Source organism: Paenibacillus sp. J22P143, assembly GCF_059692035.1.
In genome coordinates this window covers 43,745-62,779 of sequence record NZ_JCAUAQ010000028.1, presented here as the reverse complement: position 1 = coordinate 62,779, position 19,035 = coordinate 43,745, and the positions used below count along the sequence as shown (strand labels likewise).

Here is a 19,035-nt window from a genome sequence, read left to right as displayed (position 1 = left end):
AGACCTGTGTGTGCGAACGGACTTGAGCTGTCCATTTGAACGACTCCGTCTACCATCAGGTCATAACCCGCTGCATCTGTTGAATTGTTCCAAGTTACGTTGATCTGTGAAGTGCTTGCTGCTGTAGCTGTCAAACCTGCAGGTACAGCAGGAATTTTGTTGAGCGTTGATGCACTTACCTCTGTACTCCATTCACTGAATCCTGCCGAATTCTGTGCCCTCACCTTGTAGGTATGGGGTGAGTCTGCTGCAAGACCTGTGTGTGCGAACGGACTTGAGCTGTCCATTTGAACGACTCCGTCTACCATCAGGTCATAACCCGCTGCATCTGTTGAATTGTTCCAAGTTACGTTGATCTGTGAATCGCTTGCTGCTGTAGCTGACAAACCTGCAGGTACAGCAGGAATTTTGTTGAGCGTTAATGCACTTACCTCTGTACTCCATTCACTGAACCCTGCCGAATTCTGTGCCCTCACCTTGTAGGTATGGGGTGAGTCTGCTGCAAGATCAGTGTGTGCGAACGGACTTGAGCTGTCCAATTTAATGACTCCGTCTACCATCAGGTCATAACCCGCTGCGTCTGTTGAATTGTTCCAAGTTACGTTGATCTGTGAATCGCTTGCTGCTGTAGCTGTCAAACCTGCAGGTACAGCAGGAATTTTGTTGAGCGTTGATGCACTTACCTCTGTACTCCATTCACTGAACCCTGCCGAATTCTTTGCCCTCACCTTGTAGGTATGGGGTGAGTCTGCTGCAAGATCAGTGTGTGCGAACGGACTTGAGCTGTCCATTTGAACGACTCCGTCTACCATCAGGTCATAACCCGCTGCATCTGTTGAATTGTTCCAAGTTACGTTGATCTGTGAATCGCTTGCTGCTGTAGCTGTCAAACCTGCAGGTATAGCAGGAATTATGATAATGTTCGGTGCTTGTATAGTAGCCAATACCTTGCTATTGCTTTGAACAACGTCAATCACTAAGTTCGAATCCACCAGGTTTACCTGTTTTACGTTGTGCAGTACAATTTCGGCCGATCCTTCTTTAACCGCATGAAATTTCAGCGTAGCCAGCGTCACATCGCCGCTCTGGCCTTGTGTGTTAGACACTTGCGTGTGTGCGATTTGAATTTTATTCCCATCCACAATAGGTTTCACTGTATAACCGCCACTCTTTTCGATGACAGTTTCAACAAACTTTAAACGGCTTGTATCAAACGATAAATTAACTTCAAATGCGTACATATTACTTAATTGTTTTCCTTCTACCTTCACTTCAAAGTTATTACCCACCGATATGCTTGGCTCCGTGATGGAAAGTAAAAAGCTCGGACTAGGGTTTGCATGAATAAGAGGCTGGGGAAGCATGAATACAGTCAAAAGAAACGTCAGACTGAATGCGAGAAGTTTTTTTAAAATCAAAGTACTCCGCCCTTCCAAAAATTGTTAGTGTAATTGGCATATCGGCGACGCAATAGTCGCAGCATAAGCAATGCTAATGATTTAATATTAAATTTTCATTTGTACATTGAGTATCCAAAAAAATATATATTTATCCCTAAAAGTGAACAACTACGTCACTCTTTTACATTTCGGGGAAGAAAGGGGGGAGATAAGCTCTCCCCCCCATTTCATTGCCGATATATTCCTTGATATTTTACTTCAAAATCGCTAAAGCTACGATTACAAGGTCTTCAAGGCCAACCTTGCCGTCTTTATTTACATCCGCTAATACATTCCAACCTGACTGACCTTGTTGTTTTCCGTAATTTACTGCAACAATAGCCAAGTCTCCAATAGAGACACCGCCTCCATTGATATCTGCGTTTATTCTCTTCGCTTCAAACACTTGTATTGCTGCTTCCAATGCGGATTTCGCACTATCCACCTGCTGCCCTACTGCACTCGAATCGTTTGCTATCGCCTTAGCCGTGTCGATCGTCAACTGCAATTGCGCTTTGGCTCCAATCGTATACAGGCCGTCCCCGTTTCCTTCCACAGCTGCATTATACTTAGCCTGAGCGTTTGCGATCAAAGCAATTAAAAGTGTTTTGTCTACAGGTTCTACAGGTTTACTAATTTGTATTTCGCGGGAAGCTCCGCCTACCTGCAACTCATTCCCCTGTCTGTTGGCAATCACAAAATGGTCGACTGAAACTACCGAACGATAAGTTGCTTGTGTTACAGACTTAGCCGTAAAGTTGAATGTGAGCAGATCGCCTTGGGCAAGCACATTCGAGCCCACGCTGGCAGCCACAATCCGGACTTGTCCCGGCACCGTCTCGTTTTGATCGATGACACTAAATCCGTCTTTTAATGATGTAACCGAATTGAATTGCAAACTCATCGGATCATAGTGAAGCGTCAAATCTTGCCCATACACTTGCTGGTATACGCTTTGCGTAACGTCGGTCAGTCCCATCGTCAAATTGAAGGTTTGGCCGGAGTTCACCTGCTGTAAACCAGTCAGGGTAGCCTGAGGCATCATTGGCGCAGTTTGACCGCTGATCGTTACCGTAGCAAGTCCTTTTACACCGCTGCCGTCTGCAGCTGTCGCAACTACGTTCACTGGTCCATCTTTTATCGCCGTAAGTAAACCATTCGCATCGATCGTCGCTTTATCCGTTGCCGAGATTCCATCGGCGTTGTAGACGTTCCATGTTACTCTGTTGTTTGCAGCCACGGGCAGAACGTCAGCCTGCATTTGCAGTGTGCCATTCTTGGTTGAGATTGCATTCGCACCGCCTGCGCCACTTACAGAAATCGACGAAACTGGATTCATTATTTCCTGTACTTGCCTTTGGGTTAACGCGCTGCTATATACGCGAACGTCGTCCAGAGATCCTTTGAAATTTTCGCCGGCCCCCCCTTGTACAGCTCCTAACACGACAGCAGTAGCCGATGTCTTTAATGCTCCGACGTTGGTGCTGTTACTGGCTACTTGAACACCATCCACATAGATCTTTAATCCTGTATTTTTATCGTAAGTTACTGCATAATGATGCCAATTGTTATCTTTGTATGTCGCCCAACCACTCCAAGGAACAGATACATAACTGCCTGCACTTGAGGGCCAATATGCGACACGCGGGGTTCCAGAAGTAGCAGACAACTGCAAGGCATTGAAATGCCCATCATGGCGGTAGATATTTTCGTTGGTGAAAGCCCCATTTGGTTCAGTAGTTTTGAACCACAGCGCCACGGTCTGTCCATCCGTTGGATTCAATTTCGTAGATGGAAACTCAACACGTTGATTAAGTGTAGAACCCATATTCATAGAAATTGCTCCACCGAACTTACCAGCGGTCCAAGTCGGGTTGTTATACGCAGTCCCCGTGATACCGTTGGCTGAGGAATCGGCTACGGTCGTCCCAGCAGATTCGTCGAACTTCCAGTGGGCTATTAGTTCGGCAGGCTTTTCAGGCAAGACTGTCACGCTAATCTTCGTTGTCAACGCAACATGATTCGGATTTAACATACCTCCGGGCAGTGTTACAGTCCCACTTACAGTAAAGATCTGCTGCGTCGTCTGCGACGCAGCATACGAGGATGCCCCTACGTCCCATACCACATTGGCATCTTCTTTTCCTGCATCAGTAACCAGTTGTACGGTTGTTGGCAATCCAAAGGCGGCTGCTGTTTTGTCAGTACCATTACTCAATCCTGTAATGGCTGCTGGCTCTGTGATGCTCACGAGATTCGTAGGCGTCAAGTCAGAATCTCCAAAGACATTAATCTCCGCAGCATGTGCATAGCCGCCAACGCCCGCCGTTGCTTCAAGTTTGACATATGATGCTTTTGCCGACGTGAAAATTACGTTTTTCTCCGCAAAGTTGTTTGCCCAACTTCCACTTGCAACCTTAGTAAAGGTCTGCCCATCCCTACTTACATATACATTATAATTTGTAATTATTCCATTACTGCTGTCGCCTGATGGCCTAGGCAAATAAGTAAGTTTATTGATATTGTAGGTTCCTCCAAGGTTTAAGGTAATCGATTGGGGGAGAACGTCGGGTTTAGACCAATTTGTATGCCAGAACGTTCCTGGGTTTCCGTCAATCGCCAAGGATGCCGAATAATTTCCAGTTTGCTGACTTGTCGCCGTTGCCGTCATTTGTGACTGAGAGATCTTATTAACAGTTACATTGACGCTTGTTTTCAATGGTACGTTATTGGGATTTACCACCCCAAGTGGCAAGGTTACAGTTCCATTTACAGTGAAGGTTTGTGCAGTCTTTACAGCCGGATCATAGCTTGAAGCATCTACATCCCACGTCACATTGGCCTCCACGCTGCCTGTAACGGTAACCATGGCTACAGTCGTTGGCAATCCAAGGGCGTCCGCTGTCTTCGCCGATCCGGTTGCCACCCCGGTGATAGTTGGAGCTGTGATGCTGATTAATGGGCTATCAACCCAATTTACTAATTCAAACCAGTTCAGGTACGTGCTTTTTTTGGGGTTGCCCCATTCTCCTGCCTCTATGCCCAGTCTTATGGTATGAATGCCAGCACTTAAGTGAACCATGTCGGATACGGTCGACCAATTTTGAGCGCCTCCAGTTGAAGGCAATGTTGTTACCTTTTGGGAAACACCGTCCACGATGAAATTAATCTTGCCTATATTTCCAGAGTCGACAGCTACCCTGTAATTTAATTTATACAATCCTGTGCTTGTTACATTTACCTTGTATTCCATCCAGTCTCCCTTATCTGTAAAGGATACATCCGGTGTTCCCTCCGTGTTGGTTGACCCTGCAATCCAATAGGGAGAGTTCTCTGTTGAAATCCCAAGCGCAGCATCATAATATTCCGCTTCCACTTTGCCAGGTATGACAAGTTCGGGCCGATTTAATATATCACCAGTATATGTGGCAGACCTTCCCCCCACCGTAACCGTTAAGATCTGGCCTATTTCCGGGGTTGCACTGTTAAATCCGGTTACATTGTCTGCACTTACGCTCATATTCCGTGTAGAACCGTCGCTGTAAGTACCAACTATTGTCATGCCGCTAATATCAATTCTCTCACCTAAAGTATAACTCCGCTTTGTTGGCAGATTGGTTATGGAGATGCTGCTCAACTTAACTTCAGAAGTCTCATTGGCAATTGCCTTTATCTGATCTGTAGACAAAGCTTGATTGTAAATTCTTACGGCATCAATACGTCCATTGAAGCTTTGTTTACCGCTGCTGTCTGCACCGATATATGTTCCCGTTGTTGGTATAGCTGGAGTTGTCGTATTATTGGTTACCGGTACGCTGTTGCCGTTAATAATTAGCTCCCACGTACCGCTTCTTCTTGCCGCAGTGACATTGGTCCATTGTCCCGCAGTCAAGGCGGTCTGCGATCCAAGAATCGTCTGTCCGCCAAGCGCAATGGCTACCTTATCGCCCTGGTTATGGTCCAGTATGATCGAATAACCATTGGTAAGGCCGTCCCCGTTCGACAAGATCTGTTGCGAGCCCGAAGTTGCGCCATTCCACTTCACCTTGGCTGTTAATGTTATATCGTCTGTTTTTGTCGATACAAGACCTGCGCTTGCATAGTTACCGTCAGCGCCGTTCAGGCTGAGCGAAGCGGAACCTTCCATTTTATCAGCCGTATCATAAGCCGCGTTTCCATTCAGGGTTGCACCAAACCCGTTCGGAATGCTGTCGTTGCCATTGCTGTTGAATCCCCACATCGTGCTGGCATTGACGCTCTCCATCAGCTGGAATTTGTCCACATTCACGCCTGTTGCGTTGCCATCGCTTCTAAGGGAGATGATGTTATTCGAACCCGGCCTCAGCTCGATCTCTACCGCATAATCGTTATAGGAACTTATTCCTCCTGTAGCCGGCAAGCTGAGTGTCTGAACCTTGCCTCCATTTACATATAATCCCTTGGTACCCGCCGCACCGGCAGCATATCTGAATTTCAATATTTTTTTGCCGCCAGAAGCGCCTCCGTCAACCCTGTTCATGTCCAAATATGCGCTTGCGTTGTTCATATTTACATATTTGCCGCCAGACACATTGACATCATCGTTCATGGTTGCATATGAGAATACACCATCTTCGGCTTCGTACAAGCCGGTTGTATTCGGCCCCCGTTGTATAGTTCCATTCCATACTGTTTGACTCGTAGTGAATTCTCTGCCCCTAATGCTCACCTTGTCCTGATACACATCAAATATGAGTCCCTGACCCCCATTTGTTACAATAGCTCCATCTCTTACCGCTGAGAATTTGTCACTGTATAAATTGCCTTGATATTTAATATCGTCATGAAGATGTCCTGAAACAAAAACACTTTGCGGATATTTCTCCAAAATATTCTTCATTTTCTGCTGCTGCCTATATTCAATTCCTAAATATCTCTGAGCATAATTATCAGCAAGATATGTTTTAGATACAGTATTATCTAATGGCTGATGTATGATCAGAAATACCGGCTTGTTCGAGTCGGCATCTTGAGCTATCGTGCGCTCCAACCAACTGATCTGTTCGTCGGAAATATATTGCACCCATTTAGACTCAGATCCTAAAAAAATGAAATGATAACCTTCGATCCACTTATCATAATACAATCCCGGCATACCTGTTCTATTTACATATCTATTCTTGTTATCGTCGTAATTATCAATATAGTCATACTCGTGGTTCCCAATTGTATAATATACAGGAGCATGTTGTGTTGCATTCATCGTATTCAAGACAGCGTCATATTCATCATCTCTTCCAAAATTGGTGATATCCCCGGCTACAGTGATGGCACTGACATTGTTATCGACAGAGTCCTTCAATGCCTTTGCGAGATTCGCTGTATTGCTATGAATGTCGGATATGGACATAAAGCTGAAGATGGGACCTGACGCAGGATTTTGCCCACCTGCTGCAGAGCTTTGTCCCTGAAAAAGCACAGTGACAAGGCCAGTACTCCCTACCAATGCAACGATCAGGAGTGGGGATAGCAATAATTTTTTGAACCTTTTTACGAAAGACATTCGTTGTACCTCCCTAATTATTTAAATAATTCCTCCGAAACCAGTGAACTTAATACGGCTAAAATTAATCATTAACTTGTTATCACCCCCCTCAATAATTCAAGACTCTCAATTTATCTCGTTAAGAGTTTTGTAAACGATTTGTAAACGCTACCATAAAATTACAAATGCCGTATTCTTTTAGCGAATCATGTAATACTTTTGAAAAAGTTGAGAATAAATCACAGTGTTAGCCCTGCAATGCTAATGATTTAATATTAATTTTATAGTTATCAATTGAATATCTTAAAAATTATATAATCATCCCAAAAAGTGAACATTTACAAAATAAAAAAAAAATCTGCTAAACGCACAAATAGCCCGATACGAGTCCTATAACTCGTATCGGGCTATTTTCCCCATGAACAAATGATTCTTGCAGTTTGATCCATAGAGTTAACTCCATTCAGCCTTTCACCGCTCCTGAAGTCATCCCCGAGATGATATATTTCTGACCTAGCAAATATACGATTAGAATAGGCACAATCGTCAGTACAATAACAACGCACATATTGTTCCATTGTGAGTAGAAGGAACCGTAATAATTGTACATGGCCATAATCATTCCCCACTTTTTCGAGGAGTTCAAATAGTAAAGGGGAATAACGAAATCGTTCCAGCTAGTTAGAAAATTAATGATGAGCACTGTTGAGGTCACTGGCTTTAATAGTGGCAGGATCACCTTGCCAAAGAGCTGAAGTCCACTACAACCGTCTATAATTGCAGCTTCATCCAGTGCTCGGGGAACCCCATGAATAAATCCAAAGTATAAAAACACACTAAACGGTATGAACATAGCTGAGTACAATAAAATGATACCGGGCATCGTGTTCAGAAGATGCAGCATTTGCATGATTTTAAATGTTGCCACCATGTTCATCGGAGCTACTAAGCCTAATAAAACCATATAATAGATCGCTTTATTCAAACGAGTTCTGTTCCTGGAAAGTACGAATGCAGACATAGAAGATGTCAATGATGTTAATATCACCGTCGAGGTTGAAATGAGCATACTGTTTAGAAAACTACGGAATAAATGACTTCCTTGAATCACTTTTACATAGTTCTCCAAGTGAAAAGAGCTCGGCCAATGGAAATTCATATAATTAGCTTCAGCGGTTGGTTTGAAGGAATTCAGCAGCACCAGAAATACGGGAACCAAGACGAGCAGCGTTAATATCCACATCATGATTTCTTTCGAGAGATGGACTGCGGTTGACGTTCTCATGATATTTCCACCTCATTTGCTTTAGAGAAGGCACCTAACACCGCGAATGAAATGATCGTAATGAATACAAACATGATAACGCCCAGTGCAGTTGCATACCCATAATCTCCTTTTGAAAACTCATTAAAGACCGTAATGTTGATGACTTCAGTTGCTCTGCCTGGTCCACCATTGGTCAATGGATAAATCATATCGAATACCTTCAGTCCAGAAATGACGCCTAAAACGGAATTAATAGAAATCGAAGGCATGAGCAACGGCAGCGTGATATGCTTGAATTTGCCCCAACGATTCGCCCCGTCAATATCTGCAGCTTCATACAAAGATTTCGGAATCATCTGCAAACCTGCTAGAAAAATAGCCATTGAAAACCCGCTCGCCTTCCAAATCTCGACAGACATACTCGACCACAACGCTACTTTGGGATCAGCAATCCAGTTATGGGCCAATGAACCAAGCCCAACAAACCTTAGAAAGTCGTTTAGAATCCCGGTTGGATAAAAAATTTGTGCGAAAATGATTCCTATAATGAGCGGAGAAAGCGTAATGGGCATGAAGAAAATCATACGCAACACATTTTTCGATCGGATTCCCTCATTTAAAAGTAGCGCTAGAATCAAACCAAGCACAATTTTGAACACAGTCGTTCCAAATGCATACAGCATTGTGTTATAAAATACTTTTAGCGTGCCCGCGCCGCCAGACCAAATCTGTTTGTAATTATCTAAGCCAATAAATTTCATTGTATCACTCATGGAATTCCAATTCGTAAAAGAGTAATAGAAACCAATGATGCAAGGCAGCAAAAATAAGGTCACATAGATTAGCAGCCCCGGCACTAAAAAACCTCCGGAATACACTTTGATATTTCTCATACGAATGTCCCCTCTTTATAAACAGAACCTGTTAGATGGAACAAAAATGGATTGTCCAAAGCATCATCTAACAGGTCTCTGCCATGCTCATGTTTGCTGTCTTTTATCTTTATTTGACATTGGCATTAAAAAGTTTTTGTCGATCTGCATCAAAGGCTTCCAGTACCTGTTTTGGCGTTTTTCCGCCTAATAACATATCAATTACGTATTTTCCTTCCGTTGTGTTATCCCAGAATTTAATGCCATTCTCCATGGACATATTAAATTTCCCATTCGAATTGGCTGTTAATTGCTTCGATTTTTCCGATTCCGCTGATGGGAACGGCTTGAATCCTGGAAGCACATCTTTTCGTGCATCATAGTACGTCTTCAAGTTATCTTCTTTGCTAATAAACTGAAGATACTGTTTGGCTGCATCGAGATTTTTGCTATTCTTATTCGCGACTCGCATGAGCTCGACTGTAGGCGCATACATGCTATTTCCTGCAAACGGTACAGGGAACATGCCCCATTTTGAATAATCACCTTGTGGATCTTTCTCTTTGATGTAACCGTCCCAGATAGCAAAGGAGAAAAACATCGCGTATTTCCCGGATTTCAGAGCATCAGGTGCTTTATCCCAAGTATCCGATAAGGAATCTTTACCGAAATAGCCTTTGTCATACACTTGTTTTAATTGTGTAAGGTACGTTTCGAATTCTTTGACTTCGGCAAATTTAGCTTGATTACTATTCAATTTATCATATAGGCCTGGTGTATTGTTGTTAGCCAACGGTCCGATGACGGAGAACCATAACCCTGGATGCCAGTTATCTTTGAGCGGTTCATAGATTGGATTCATTCCGCTCGCTTTAATTTTCTCACATACAGCAATAAATTCCTCATAGGTTTTCGGTACTTGTAAGCCTAATTTATCGAAAACTTCTGTGTTATACATCAAGCCCCAACCCTTTTGACCAACGCCTGTGGGCCAAGCCAAAATTTTGCCTTCATAGTTGACGCCAAGTTTAGCCATCTCATCTAAATTTTTTACCCAAGGCTCACCCGACAAATCCGCAAAGTTCTTATCCGGGAGGAATTGAAAAGCGTTAGCTGCTCCCCAAGTAAAGAAGATGTCAGGACCTTCTCCCGCTGCCAGCCTAGTTTTGAGAACGTTTGCATATTGGTCTTCAGCCATGACTTGAAAGTCAATTTTGATTCCTGTTTCCTTCGTAAATGATTCAGCAAGTTTTCGATCTACATCTTTAACCCAGTCGCCAATAGACGCGATGTTGAGCGTAACCCCTTTACTTGATTTAGCCGAACTATCAACTGTTTTGGCATTGTCCGTTCCGCAAGCGGCTAGGAAAATAATCATGGTGAGCAGTGAAGTTAGTATTATGGAAAAACGTTTTATTGAACGCTTATTTTTCATCTTGCTTTCCCCCTGATTGATTGGTTTAATAAGTGTGACTGGCCAGTCAACTTTGAATTTATTATAATCTTCTAAATCCTTTTGATAAATGCAGGATATCTACTTGTAGGCGTGGATTAAATCTACTTTTTGGAGGTACGCAGCGTGTTGAAGACCAAATCCATCCAAGCAAGGTTATTTTCAAGCTATTCGGTATTAATTGCGATCATCGTGATCACACTCATTACCGCATTTTACTTTTATACAGCAAATGAATTTAAGAAAGGTTCTTCCATTGCTATTCAAAAGAACGCCGAGTACATTTCCACGCAATTGGACGCCGAACTGTTGAGCATGAATACAATATCGCTAAAAATTATGGCTTCTATTCCCTTGCGTGAATTATTTTTTGAAAACGCGATCGAAGACACGTCTCTTTTTTATAATCAAAAACGCCTTAACGAGATCCTCCTGTCCATTACAGGTCCAGTTGTACCCGTTCACCAGATCAATATATTCAAAATGAACGGACGTTCCTTTGGGTTTGGGAGTTATTTCATTTCCAATTTTATCCCGCCCACTAATTTGAATTTGATTTCCTGGATTAGAAATACACTTGATTATGACGGAAGCAAATTCATTACCTTACCGCATTTGGATGATTGGGGATTGTCCAAAAAAGTAGTCATCTCCTTAAACAGGGCATTTTCCGAATCCTACGGTCAGGAAGTCAATAGCATTATTGAAATACAGCAAAATTATGACCGAATCGCAGCCATTGTTGCAAAGTCTATGCCTTCTAAGACCACCTATATTATAGATCAACAGGGCAACATCATTTATCCCTATACGGAAAATTCAGAGATAGATTATGATAGCATGAAAGGAATCATTGCGCTTTACGCAACCAAAATGAAATCGCTTCAATCGAGTACAAACAGCTTCTCTGTAAATAATGCCTATAACCATAACAAAGAAATTGTTGCGTATGCCAACTCTGAGTTTTCGGGTTGGAAGGTATTTGTAGCCGAATCAGAAAATCAACTTCTCAAACCAGTAATTACATTTCGTAATTATACACTCCTCGGCGGGCTGTTGATCCTTCTGCTCACGCTCTTATTTTCCTATTACGTTTCTAAAGGCCTAACCGTCCCGATTAAGAAAATTTATCATTCGATCAATAGACTTAATCTAGATTCCTTATCACAGAAATCGCCTTTGCAATTTCGCAGCAACCTAAATGAACTTGAAGTGCTCAATCAGTCTTTCATGGATATGTGCGAAAGATTAAAGAGTTCTCTAGAAACCGTCGTTTCATCACGTTCCCATGAAATACAAGCCCGTATGCATGCGCTGCAATCTCAAATGAATCCGCATTTCCTGTATAACACGCTAACCATTATCAGTATTACTGCTGAGAAAAATAACCAGTCCGAAATCGTCAAAATGTGCGAAGATCTTTCAGACATGCTTCGATACATTGTCAGTGATTCTTCAACACCTGTTACCATTGTTGACGAACTTACGCATACAGCAAGTTATTTGGATCTCATGAAAAAAAGGTATTTAAATCAGTTTCATTGCACTGTGGATATTCCTGAAGAAATGCTGCGATTGTTAATCCCAAAGTTAACGATTCAACCTTTAATAGAAAACTGCTTCAAATACGGGATCCACGTTCCACCGCCATGGGCCTTCTCTATAGTCGGAGCCTTTAGCTCTGATAAATGGACGATTACTGTGCGTGATAATGGCAAAGGCTTCACGGAGGAGGCGCTTCAAACGCTGCGGACCAAAATAGTAAATAATGTTTCCTATGATTGCGAGCACGCTGACAAGGCGCAAGAAATCGGCCTTGCCAATATTGCTTACAGAATGCGATTGTTTCATAATGACCATGCTATTTTTGAGGTGTACAATCATCCTGAAGGCGGCGCATGCGTGACAATTGGGGTAACTTCCGCGAAAGGAGACCTGCTGCTATGACCAACTCTAATATTCCTTTTCATGTACTCGTTGCAGAAGATGAACCTGTCATTCTGGATCACATTAGCCACAAGGTAGAAGTGGCGGACCCTGCATTTATCGTCATCGATCGCGTGCAGAACGGCTTAGAAGCGCTGGCATCCATGAGCCGACAGCTGCCCCATGTACTAATAACTGATATCCGCATGCCGATGATGGACGGGTTGGAACTCATAAAGTCGGTTAGAGATCAATATCCGAATGTGTATATCGTAATTTTAAGCGGGTACAGCGAGTTCACATATGCCCAACAAGCGATGCGATACGGCGTGGCTGATTATTTGCTAAAGCCTCTTAAATCCAAGGAATTGCAAGAAACATTGCATAGAATCAGGAATGCGTTGGAGTCAGCCATGCATGAGATGAACAAAGTGGCGCTCTCCCCTCCTATGGAGGGTGATCCTGCAGCAGAGACGCCAGTAGATTTAATCGAAACCATAGAAGTCTATATGAATGAACATTATTCAACGCCGATTACCTTGGAATCTATTGCTCAGAAATTCAACTTTAATCCTTCCTACTTCATCCGATTGTTCAAAAAGTACAAGGAAGTTACGCCGACTCAATATATCATTACGCTGCGCATGAGCGAAGCGAAACGACTGATGACAGTCCGTCCGGAGCTTGATTTCAAACAAATTGCGGAACGGGTCGGATATACCGATTCTCATTATTTTAGCCGTCTATTTAAAAGCACCACCGGCATTAGCCCTTCCGAATATCGAGCCGCAATGAGAAATACGCCATAGAAGCACAAAAAGAGCTTAGCCATCGCAGCCCGCCCAGTAGGATTGCTTGCAACGCTAAGCTCTTTCTCGTTAACCATACTTAGTTATTTTTTCACTAAACCGTGCGGATCAATAACAAATTTGCGGGAAACGCCACGGTCAAACTCTTGATACGCATTCGGAGCATCGTTTAACGTAATAAGCGTTGCATTAACCGCTTTCGCAATTTGCGCTCTGCCGCTCAATATCGCCATCATGAGATCGCGGTGATATTTCATTACCGGCGTCTGTCCAGTAACAAAGGTATGGGATTTCGCCCAACCCAACCCGAAACGGATTTTCAACGTCCCGATTTTGGAATCCTCGTCAACAGCTCCCGGATCTCCCGTGACATAAAGCCCTGGAATCCCTAGGCTCCCGCCAGCGCGCGTTACTTCCATAATCGAGTTTAAGACGGTAGCCGGGGCTTCACCATGAGATTTACCATGACCATGCGCTTCGAAACCTACACAGTCGATCGCGCAATCCACTTCCGGTGTCCCCAAGATTTGCTCGATTTGTTCCGCTAAATTGCTGTGCTCACGAAGATTGACGGTCTCACAGCCAAAGCTTTTGGCTTGTGCAAGACGCTCCGCGTTCAGATCGCCAACGATGACAACAGCTGCACCGAGCAACTGAGCAGAATGCGCTGCAGCAAGTCCGACCGGACCAGCGCCTGCCACGTATACGGTTGAGCCTGGACGTACGCCTGCGCTTACTGCCCCATGATAGCCTGTTGGGAAAATATCCGAAAGCATGGTCAAATCAAGAATTTTATCCATAGCCTGCTCTTTATCCGGGAACTTCAACAACTGAAAATCAGCGTAAGGAACCATCACGTATTCCGATTGTCCCCCAACCCATCCTCCCATATCTACATACCCATAGGCAGAACCGGGACGATCCGGATTCACATTGAGACAAACATTCGTGTTGCGTTCTTTACAGCTGCGGCAGCGTCCACAGGCAATATTGAACGGTACGGAAACTAAATCTCCCTTTTTAATAAACTCGACATCGCGTCCTACCTCTATCACTTCACCTGTAATTTCATGGCCTAAAATGAGTCCTGACGGCGCCGTTGTCCGGCCCCTGACCATATGCTGATCACTGCCGCAAATATTCGTCGTTACGACTTTCAGAATAACACCGTGTTCGCATTTACGTCCCACATTTAAAGGGTTAACTCCAGGACCATCTCTTAAGATTAGCTCTGGATAATCCGTATCACGAATTTCAACACTTCCTGGTTTCGAATAAACGACTGCTCTGTTGCCTGACATGTCCATCTTCCTCTCGTTTTTAGATCATATTGACGCAGCTAAGCGCTTACTTAACTGTGAACAATCTCTTTCGCTTTCTCCCATTGCTCTTCAAGGATGCGTTTAAACAAGAGCGTTTGCTGCCAACGGTCCGAGATTTCAATCTCTTGCCCATGCTCTGTGCGCCGTGTAATCGAATAGTAGTGCGGTGGACCCAGCTCGCAGCACAGTGGCAATACATCTCCAGGTTGCGCTTGCCCCAGCCAATACGCCATCCCTTTACACCACCAACGGGTAAAGTTCTTTACCGCCGGATGATCGCCATTTGGGCCGATATCGATCTGAACTTGTTCACCATTGGAAATACGGGCATGCATACCGGCAGTACGCTTAAGAATTCGGTCAAAATACGCTTCCGTTTGTTCACTGGTATCATTCATTTCTCCAGCTACCACGTAATGCGATAGATCAATTGTAAAACGAAGATCAGGAAGCGCGTCTGCATACCCAGCCGTACGTATCAAATCCTGAGTTACCATACCTCTATGTGTTTCGATAAAATTGGGCATATTCGCTTCTTCGGACACTTTGAGCAGTTCGTCTAATAGTCGAATGGCTGCTGCATCGATTACGAATGAATCCTTCACCTGCGAATTGAGAAATCGTACACGACCGAACTGTTTTGCAAGCTTGATGGATTCAATCATATCCTCCACGCCAGCTGGGTAAGCCAGTCCACTGAAGGTCAGCTTATAGCGATCCAGTAAGCAGTGCCACACATCCATTTCCGCCGGCGCCGGAAGAAATCCGCTGATCCCCGTAAATCCAGCTTCAGCAATTTTCTCGAACTTCTGTTCCATCGTCCATTCTTTCCCGTTGTCTCCGAGTTCCCACATGGCCCACCAGGATTGCTGAATATCCAATTTAGGCCGTTCTACTGTCCCGTTTGATACGCGATTCCATTGACTCAATGTGCCACTCCACCCCTTCTCATATCTCATTTGAAAACATTCTTATTTTCATTTTAATTCTTATCAGAGCATAAGTATTCAACCATAATCTACAATCTTGTAACCAAATTCACACTATGCAAATGTAAAAATTGGCGGAACCGAATTAGACTCAGAAGGACTGTGATTTTGGTTACATCATTACTGTTCTAGGCTAAATACTTCTTATCGATTTCGGTCTATAATTTGGTCATATCCCCCAATGCAAGGGATGATTATCGAAGGAGGGAATCCAATGACTACCGATTTTAAGAAGAGGGATTATCGACTAACAGGACCTGAAAATAAGGCTGCGCAAGATAAAGGGTTAGCTTCAGCCGAGTGGTATTCGACTCCAATTCCACGCAAGAGAATGAAAGAGTTAATGAAACGAACTGACGGCCCCGCCATTCGTGATACCTTATTCTGGTTTGCCCTGCTTATAGGATCAGGCATTCTTGCTTACTGGTCGTGGGGAACTTGGTGGGCCGTACCGGCATTTCTACTGTACGGGATTTTCTATGCGACGCCTGCCGATTCCCGCTGGCACGAATGCGGCCATGGGACAGCTTTCAAAACGCCTTGGATGAACGAAGTCATCTATCAGTTCGCATCGTTCATGAGTTTAAGACCAGCAACGCCTTGGCGCTGGAGTCACACGCGTCATCATACCGATACGTATATTGTTGGACGTGATCCTGAAATTGCAACGGAGAGACCACCCGTATGGCGTGTTCTCTTGATGGAATATGCACGGTTGGTTTCGGGACCAGCTGATATCAAGAAGATGTTCATGCACGCCTTCGGCCTTATAGAAAAAGAAGAAAAGGAATATATCCCGCAATCCGAATATCGGAAAACATTCTGGGAAGCTCGCGTCTATTTGCTTATTTTCGCTGCTGTTATTGCTGCGTGCATTTTCACGGGAAGCTTCATGCCAGCCCTGTTCGTCGTATTGCCGACTTTCTATGGCGCGCTCCTTGCGCTTTCTTTTGGAATCACGCAGCATATCGGCCTGAACGAGGATGTGCTTGATCACCGTTTGAATACGCGAACTGTGTATATGAACCCGTTTTTTAGATTCCTCTACTGGAATATGAACTATCATATTGAACATCATATGTTCCCCATGGTTCCTTACCATATGCTTCCTGCCTTGCACGAAGAGATGAAGGCCGATTGCCCTCCGGCATGTCCAAGTTTGTTGGCGGCGAACAAAGAAGTGTTCCGCGCGATTCACAGACAGCAGAAAGATCCGATGTATACGATTGAACGCCATTTGCCTAGTACAGCTACCCCTTACAATTATGGCTTGGATATCGCAAATGTCCCAGCTGCAATTCATTCATAATTTATTTAGGAGGAAACCTATATGACTCAACTTGAAGGTTGGATTGAAGTGTGTGGCTTAGATGATATTGATGAGGAAGACGTGATTCGATTCGATCTTGGCGATCGATCGTTTGCCATCTATCGTTCAGACAAGGACAAATATTATGCAACCGATGGATTTTGTACCCACGAGAAGGTCCACTTATCAGGCGGATTCGTTATGGGGCATATCATTGAGTGCCCAAAACATAACGGCCGATTTGATTATACGACTGGACAGGGTAAAAAAGCCCCTATTTGCGAGGACCTGAAAACATATCCCATTCAAATCGATTCAGGCCTTGTTTTCATTAAAATAAACGATTAGGAGACTCCTATGTCACCGAAAAGCTTGCTCAGCTCAACTGAGAATCAACAAGCACCCATTGACAAAGAATACACCCATGCCTTAAACTAAATTTAGTACTTGGTACTAACACTTGATACTAAATCATCTTTGAAACCATATTCCAAAGGAGTGACACTTCATGCCTTCCTTCAGTCCCTTGCAGGCGCGAATTTCCGCCATCGGCACTTATGTCCCTGAGCACATTTTAACCAACGAGGACCTTTCCAAGATGGTGGATACGAACGATGAGTGGATCGTTCAGCGCACAGGAATTCGAGAGCGCCGAATTGCCGAAGCGCATGAGTTCACAAGCCATTTATGTATAGCAGCCGTACAGAACCTGCTTGATCGTTACCCAAGCTCCCTTGACGATGTAGAGCTCATTATCGTGTCCACCCATACGCCGGACTTACCTTCCACGCCAGTTGCGTGTCAGGTTCAGGCGCACTTCGGCATCGCCTCCGCGGGAGCCTATGATCTGAATGCGACATGCGCGGGCTTCGCCTATGCGCTTCATACCGCAGGTGCACTTGTAGCTGCAGGTGTGCATCACAAGATTCTCGTGATCGGCGGTGACGCCTTATCCAAAATCACAGATTACACCGATCGATCCACCTGCATCTTATTTGGCGATGGCGCTGGCGCAGTTGTCGTTGAACGAGAAGAAGCTCAGCCTGCCTTTCTTGCTCATCATATGGGAGCCGACGGCACAGGGGCCAAGCATGTATATCGAACCGGTCTTGCCACTGAGCTGAACGGAGCTCCATTAGAGGGTGAGGGAAAGCTTGTCCAAAACGGCCGTGAAGTGTACCGATTCGCTGTTTCAACGGTACCTCAGGGCATCGAGATGCTGCTTCAAAAAAGCGGTTTGCCACTCGCAGCCATCGATTGGTTCATCCCTCATAGCGCGAACCTGCGCATGATTGATTCCATCTGCGAGAAGAGCGGTATACCGATCGAAAAAGCGCTGTACAGCCTTGAATACTTCGGCAACACTTCCGCGGCTTCCATCCCGCTTGCACTGGATTTGGGAATTAAAGAAGGAAAAGTACAAGCCGGCGACACCCTGTTACTGTATGGATTTGGCGGTGGATTCACACACGCAGGATTAATTATACGCTGGGGTTAAGGCTTCACACGCTTATTAATCCAAGGCTTACCAGGCTTGCCAACAACGCCCGACGGCTTGCTTGGTTTCGTTAATTTCAGCATCATGGCACGTTGGTACTCGCTTATCGTCTTTAGATTCTCTGCGACATGGCCGGCAAGCTGTTCAGAGCCCTCCATATGATCCGCAACAGCTTCAATGATTCTGCTCAAAGCTCGCTGGCTCCTCGCCAGCGAGGTCAACATGTGCAGCTCCAAGCGCTCCCGCTCCTGATTCCAATCCTTCACAGCTTCTCATCCTCACCGAATGGAAGTAAACCGCCCAATCCCATGGCATCGTCGGACCCTAAAGCTAAAGCTGAATCTGAATGGTTTTTCCCAAGCAAAGCCTTCATCTGACGATTTAGTGCATTCTCCAGCTTCGTTAAGCCATCTATAAGGTCAATGACGCTCTCATGGATTTCACCAGTTACTTTCATTTTATGGTCATGCCCCTCCAAATTCGCCCCGTTAATATGCTGACAAATCCAGTTTTGCGACTTCGTCGCTTCGACGACTCTCGCTTCCAACATTAGACTTATTTCGTATTGCAGCTTGGCTGTCGCATCTAGCATCTGCATATAGAGATCCGTTCTATCCAAGGCCATTC

The 19,035-nt window shown here is 44.5% G+C and carries 14 protein-coding genes; 5 read left to right on the top strand and 9 right to left on the bottom strand.

Features of this window, described 5'->3' with window-relative positions; all coding sequences use genetic code 11:
- From AC58PQ_RS25270 to AC58PQ_RS25250, 5 genes are all read right to left on the bottom strand, one after another.
- On the bottom strand, positions 1 to 1,418 hold a 1,418-nt coding region (locus AC58PQ_RS25270; RefSeq protein ID WP_497246534.1), incomplete at its 3' end, for a cohesin domain-containing protein.
- Positions 1,419 to 1,653: 235 nt separating this feature from the next.
- On the bottom strand, positions 1,654 to 6,981 hold the full coding sequence (locus tag AC58PQ_RS25265) for a LamG-like jellyroll fold domain-containing protein (RefSeq protein ID WP_497246532.1): 5,328 nt from the start codon (positions 6,979 to 6,981) through the stop codon (positions 1,654 to 1,656).
- Positions 6,982 to 7,426: 445 nt separating this feature from the next.
- Positions 7,427 to 8,248 (bottom strand): carbohydrate ABC transporter permease, encoded by an 822-nt coding sequence (locus AC58PQ_RS25260; RefSeq protein WP_497246530.1) that lies wholly within the window; start codon positions 8,246 to 8,248, stop codon positions 7,427 to 7,429.
- Positions 8,245 to 9,123: a carbohydrate ABC transporter permease gene (locus AC58PQ_RS25255; protein WP_497246528.1), complete on the bottom strand. Its 879-nt coding sequence runs from the start codon at positions 9,121 to 9,123 to the stop codon at positions 8,245 to 8,247. Before AC58PQ_RS25255 ends, AC58PQ_RS25260 begins: the two co-directional genes overlap by 4 nt.
- A 109-nt stretch (positions 9,124 to 9,232) precedes the next feature.
- Positions 9,233 to 10,537, bottom strand: coding sequence for an ABC transporter substrate-binding protein (locus AC58PQ_RS25250; RefSeq protein ID WP_497246526.1), 1,305 nt, complete (start codon positions 10,535 to 10,537; stop codon positions 9,233 to 9,235).
- Between the two features lie 144 nt (positions 10,538 to 10,681).
- On the opposite strand from AC58PQ_RS25250, the gene AC58PQ_RS25245 reads away from it, so the two are divergent.
- Positions 10,682 to 12,502: a sensor histidine kinase gene (locus AC58PQ_RS25245; protein ID WP_497246524.1), complete on the top strand. Its 1,821-nt coding sequence runs from the start codon at positions 10,682 to 10,684 to the stop codon at positions 12,500 to 12,502.
- Entirely contained in the window at positions 12,499 to 13,290 is a 792-nt protein-coding gene (locus tag AC58PQ_RS25240; RefSeq protein ID WP_497246522.1) for a response regulator transcription factor, read from the top strand. Before AC58PQ_RS25245 ends, AC58PQ_RS25240 begins: the two co-directional genes overlap by 4 nt.
- 83 nt (positions 13,291 to 13,373) lie before the next feature.
- Here the strand turns inward: AC58PQ_RS25240 and fdhA are convergent, their stop codons facing one another.
- Positions 13,374 to 14,591 (bottom strand): formaldehyde dehydrogenase, glutathione-independent, encoded by a 1,218-nt coding sequence (gene fdhA, locus AC58PQ_RS25235; protein ID WP_497246520.1) that lies wholly within the window; start codon positions 14,589 to 14,591, stop codon positions 13,374 to 13,376.
- Between the two features lie 50 nt (positions 14,592 to 14,641).
- A complete protein-coding gene (locus AC58PQ_RS25230) occupies positions 14,642 to 15,541 on the bottom strand; it encodes a sugar phosphate isomerase/epimerase family protein (RefSeq protein ID WP_497246518.1) in 900 nt (299 codons plus the stop codon).
- A 274-nt stretch (positions 15,542 to 15,815) separates the two neighbouring features.
- Here AC58PQ_RS25230 and AC58PQ_RS25225 point away from each other — a divergent pair, with 274 nt between their 5' ends.
- From AC58PQ_RS25225 to AC58PQ_RS25215, 3 genes are all read left to right on the top strand, one after another.
- A complete protein-coding gene (locus AC58PQ_RS25225) occupies positions 15,816 to 16,910 on the top strand; it encodes a fatty acid desaturase family protein (RefSeq protein ID WP_497246516.1) in 1,095 nt (364 codons plus the stop codon).
- 21 nt (positions 16,911 to 16,931) lie between these two features.
- On the top strand, positions 16,932 to 17,258 hold the full coding sequence (locus AC58PQ_RS25220) for a MocE family 2Fe-2S type ferredoxin (RefSeq protein WP_497246514.1): 327 nt from the start codon (positions 16,932 to 16,934) through the stop codon (positions 17,256 to 17,258).
- A 160-nt stretch (positions 17,259 to 17,418) separates the two neighbouring features.
- Positions 17,419 to 18,408: a ketoacyl-ACP synthase III gene (locus AC58PQ_RS25215; RefSeq protein ID WP_497246512.1), complete on the top strand. Its 990-nt coding sequence runs from the start codon at positions 17,419 to 17,421 to the stop codon at positions 18,406 to 18,408.
- Here AC58PQ_RS25215 and AC58PQ_RS25210 read toward each other — a convergent pair.
- Positions 18,405 to 18,674, bottom strand: coding sequence for a hypothetical protein (locus AC58PQ_RS25210; protein ID WP_497246510.1), 270 nt, complete (start codon positions 18,672 to 18,674; stop codon positions 18,405 to 18,407). The genes AC58PQ_RS25215 and AC58PQ_RS25210 overlap by 4 nt on opposite strands.
- Complete coding sequence (locus tag AC58PQ_RS25205) at positions 18,671 to 19,033, bottom strand: alpha-helical endospore appendage domain-containing protein (RefSeq protein WP_497246508.1); 363 nt, start codon at positions 19,031 to 19,033, stop codon at positions 18,671 to 18,673. The genes AC58PQ_RS25210 and AC58PQ_RS25205 overlap by 4 nt, the downstream gene beginning before the upstream one ends.
- Positions 19,034 to 19,035: the final 2 nt, after the last annotated feature.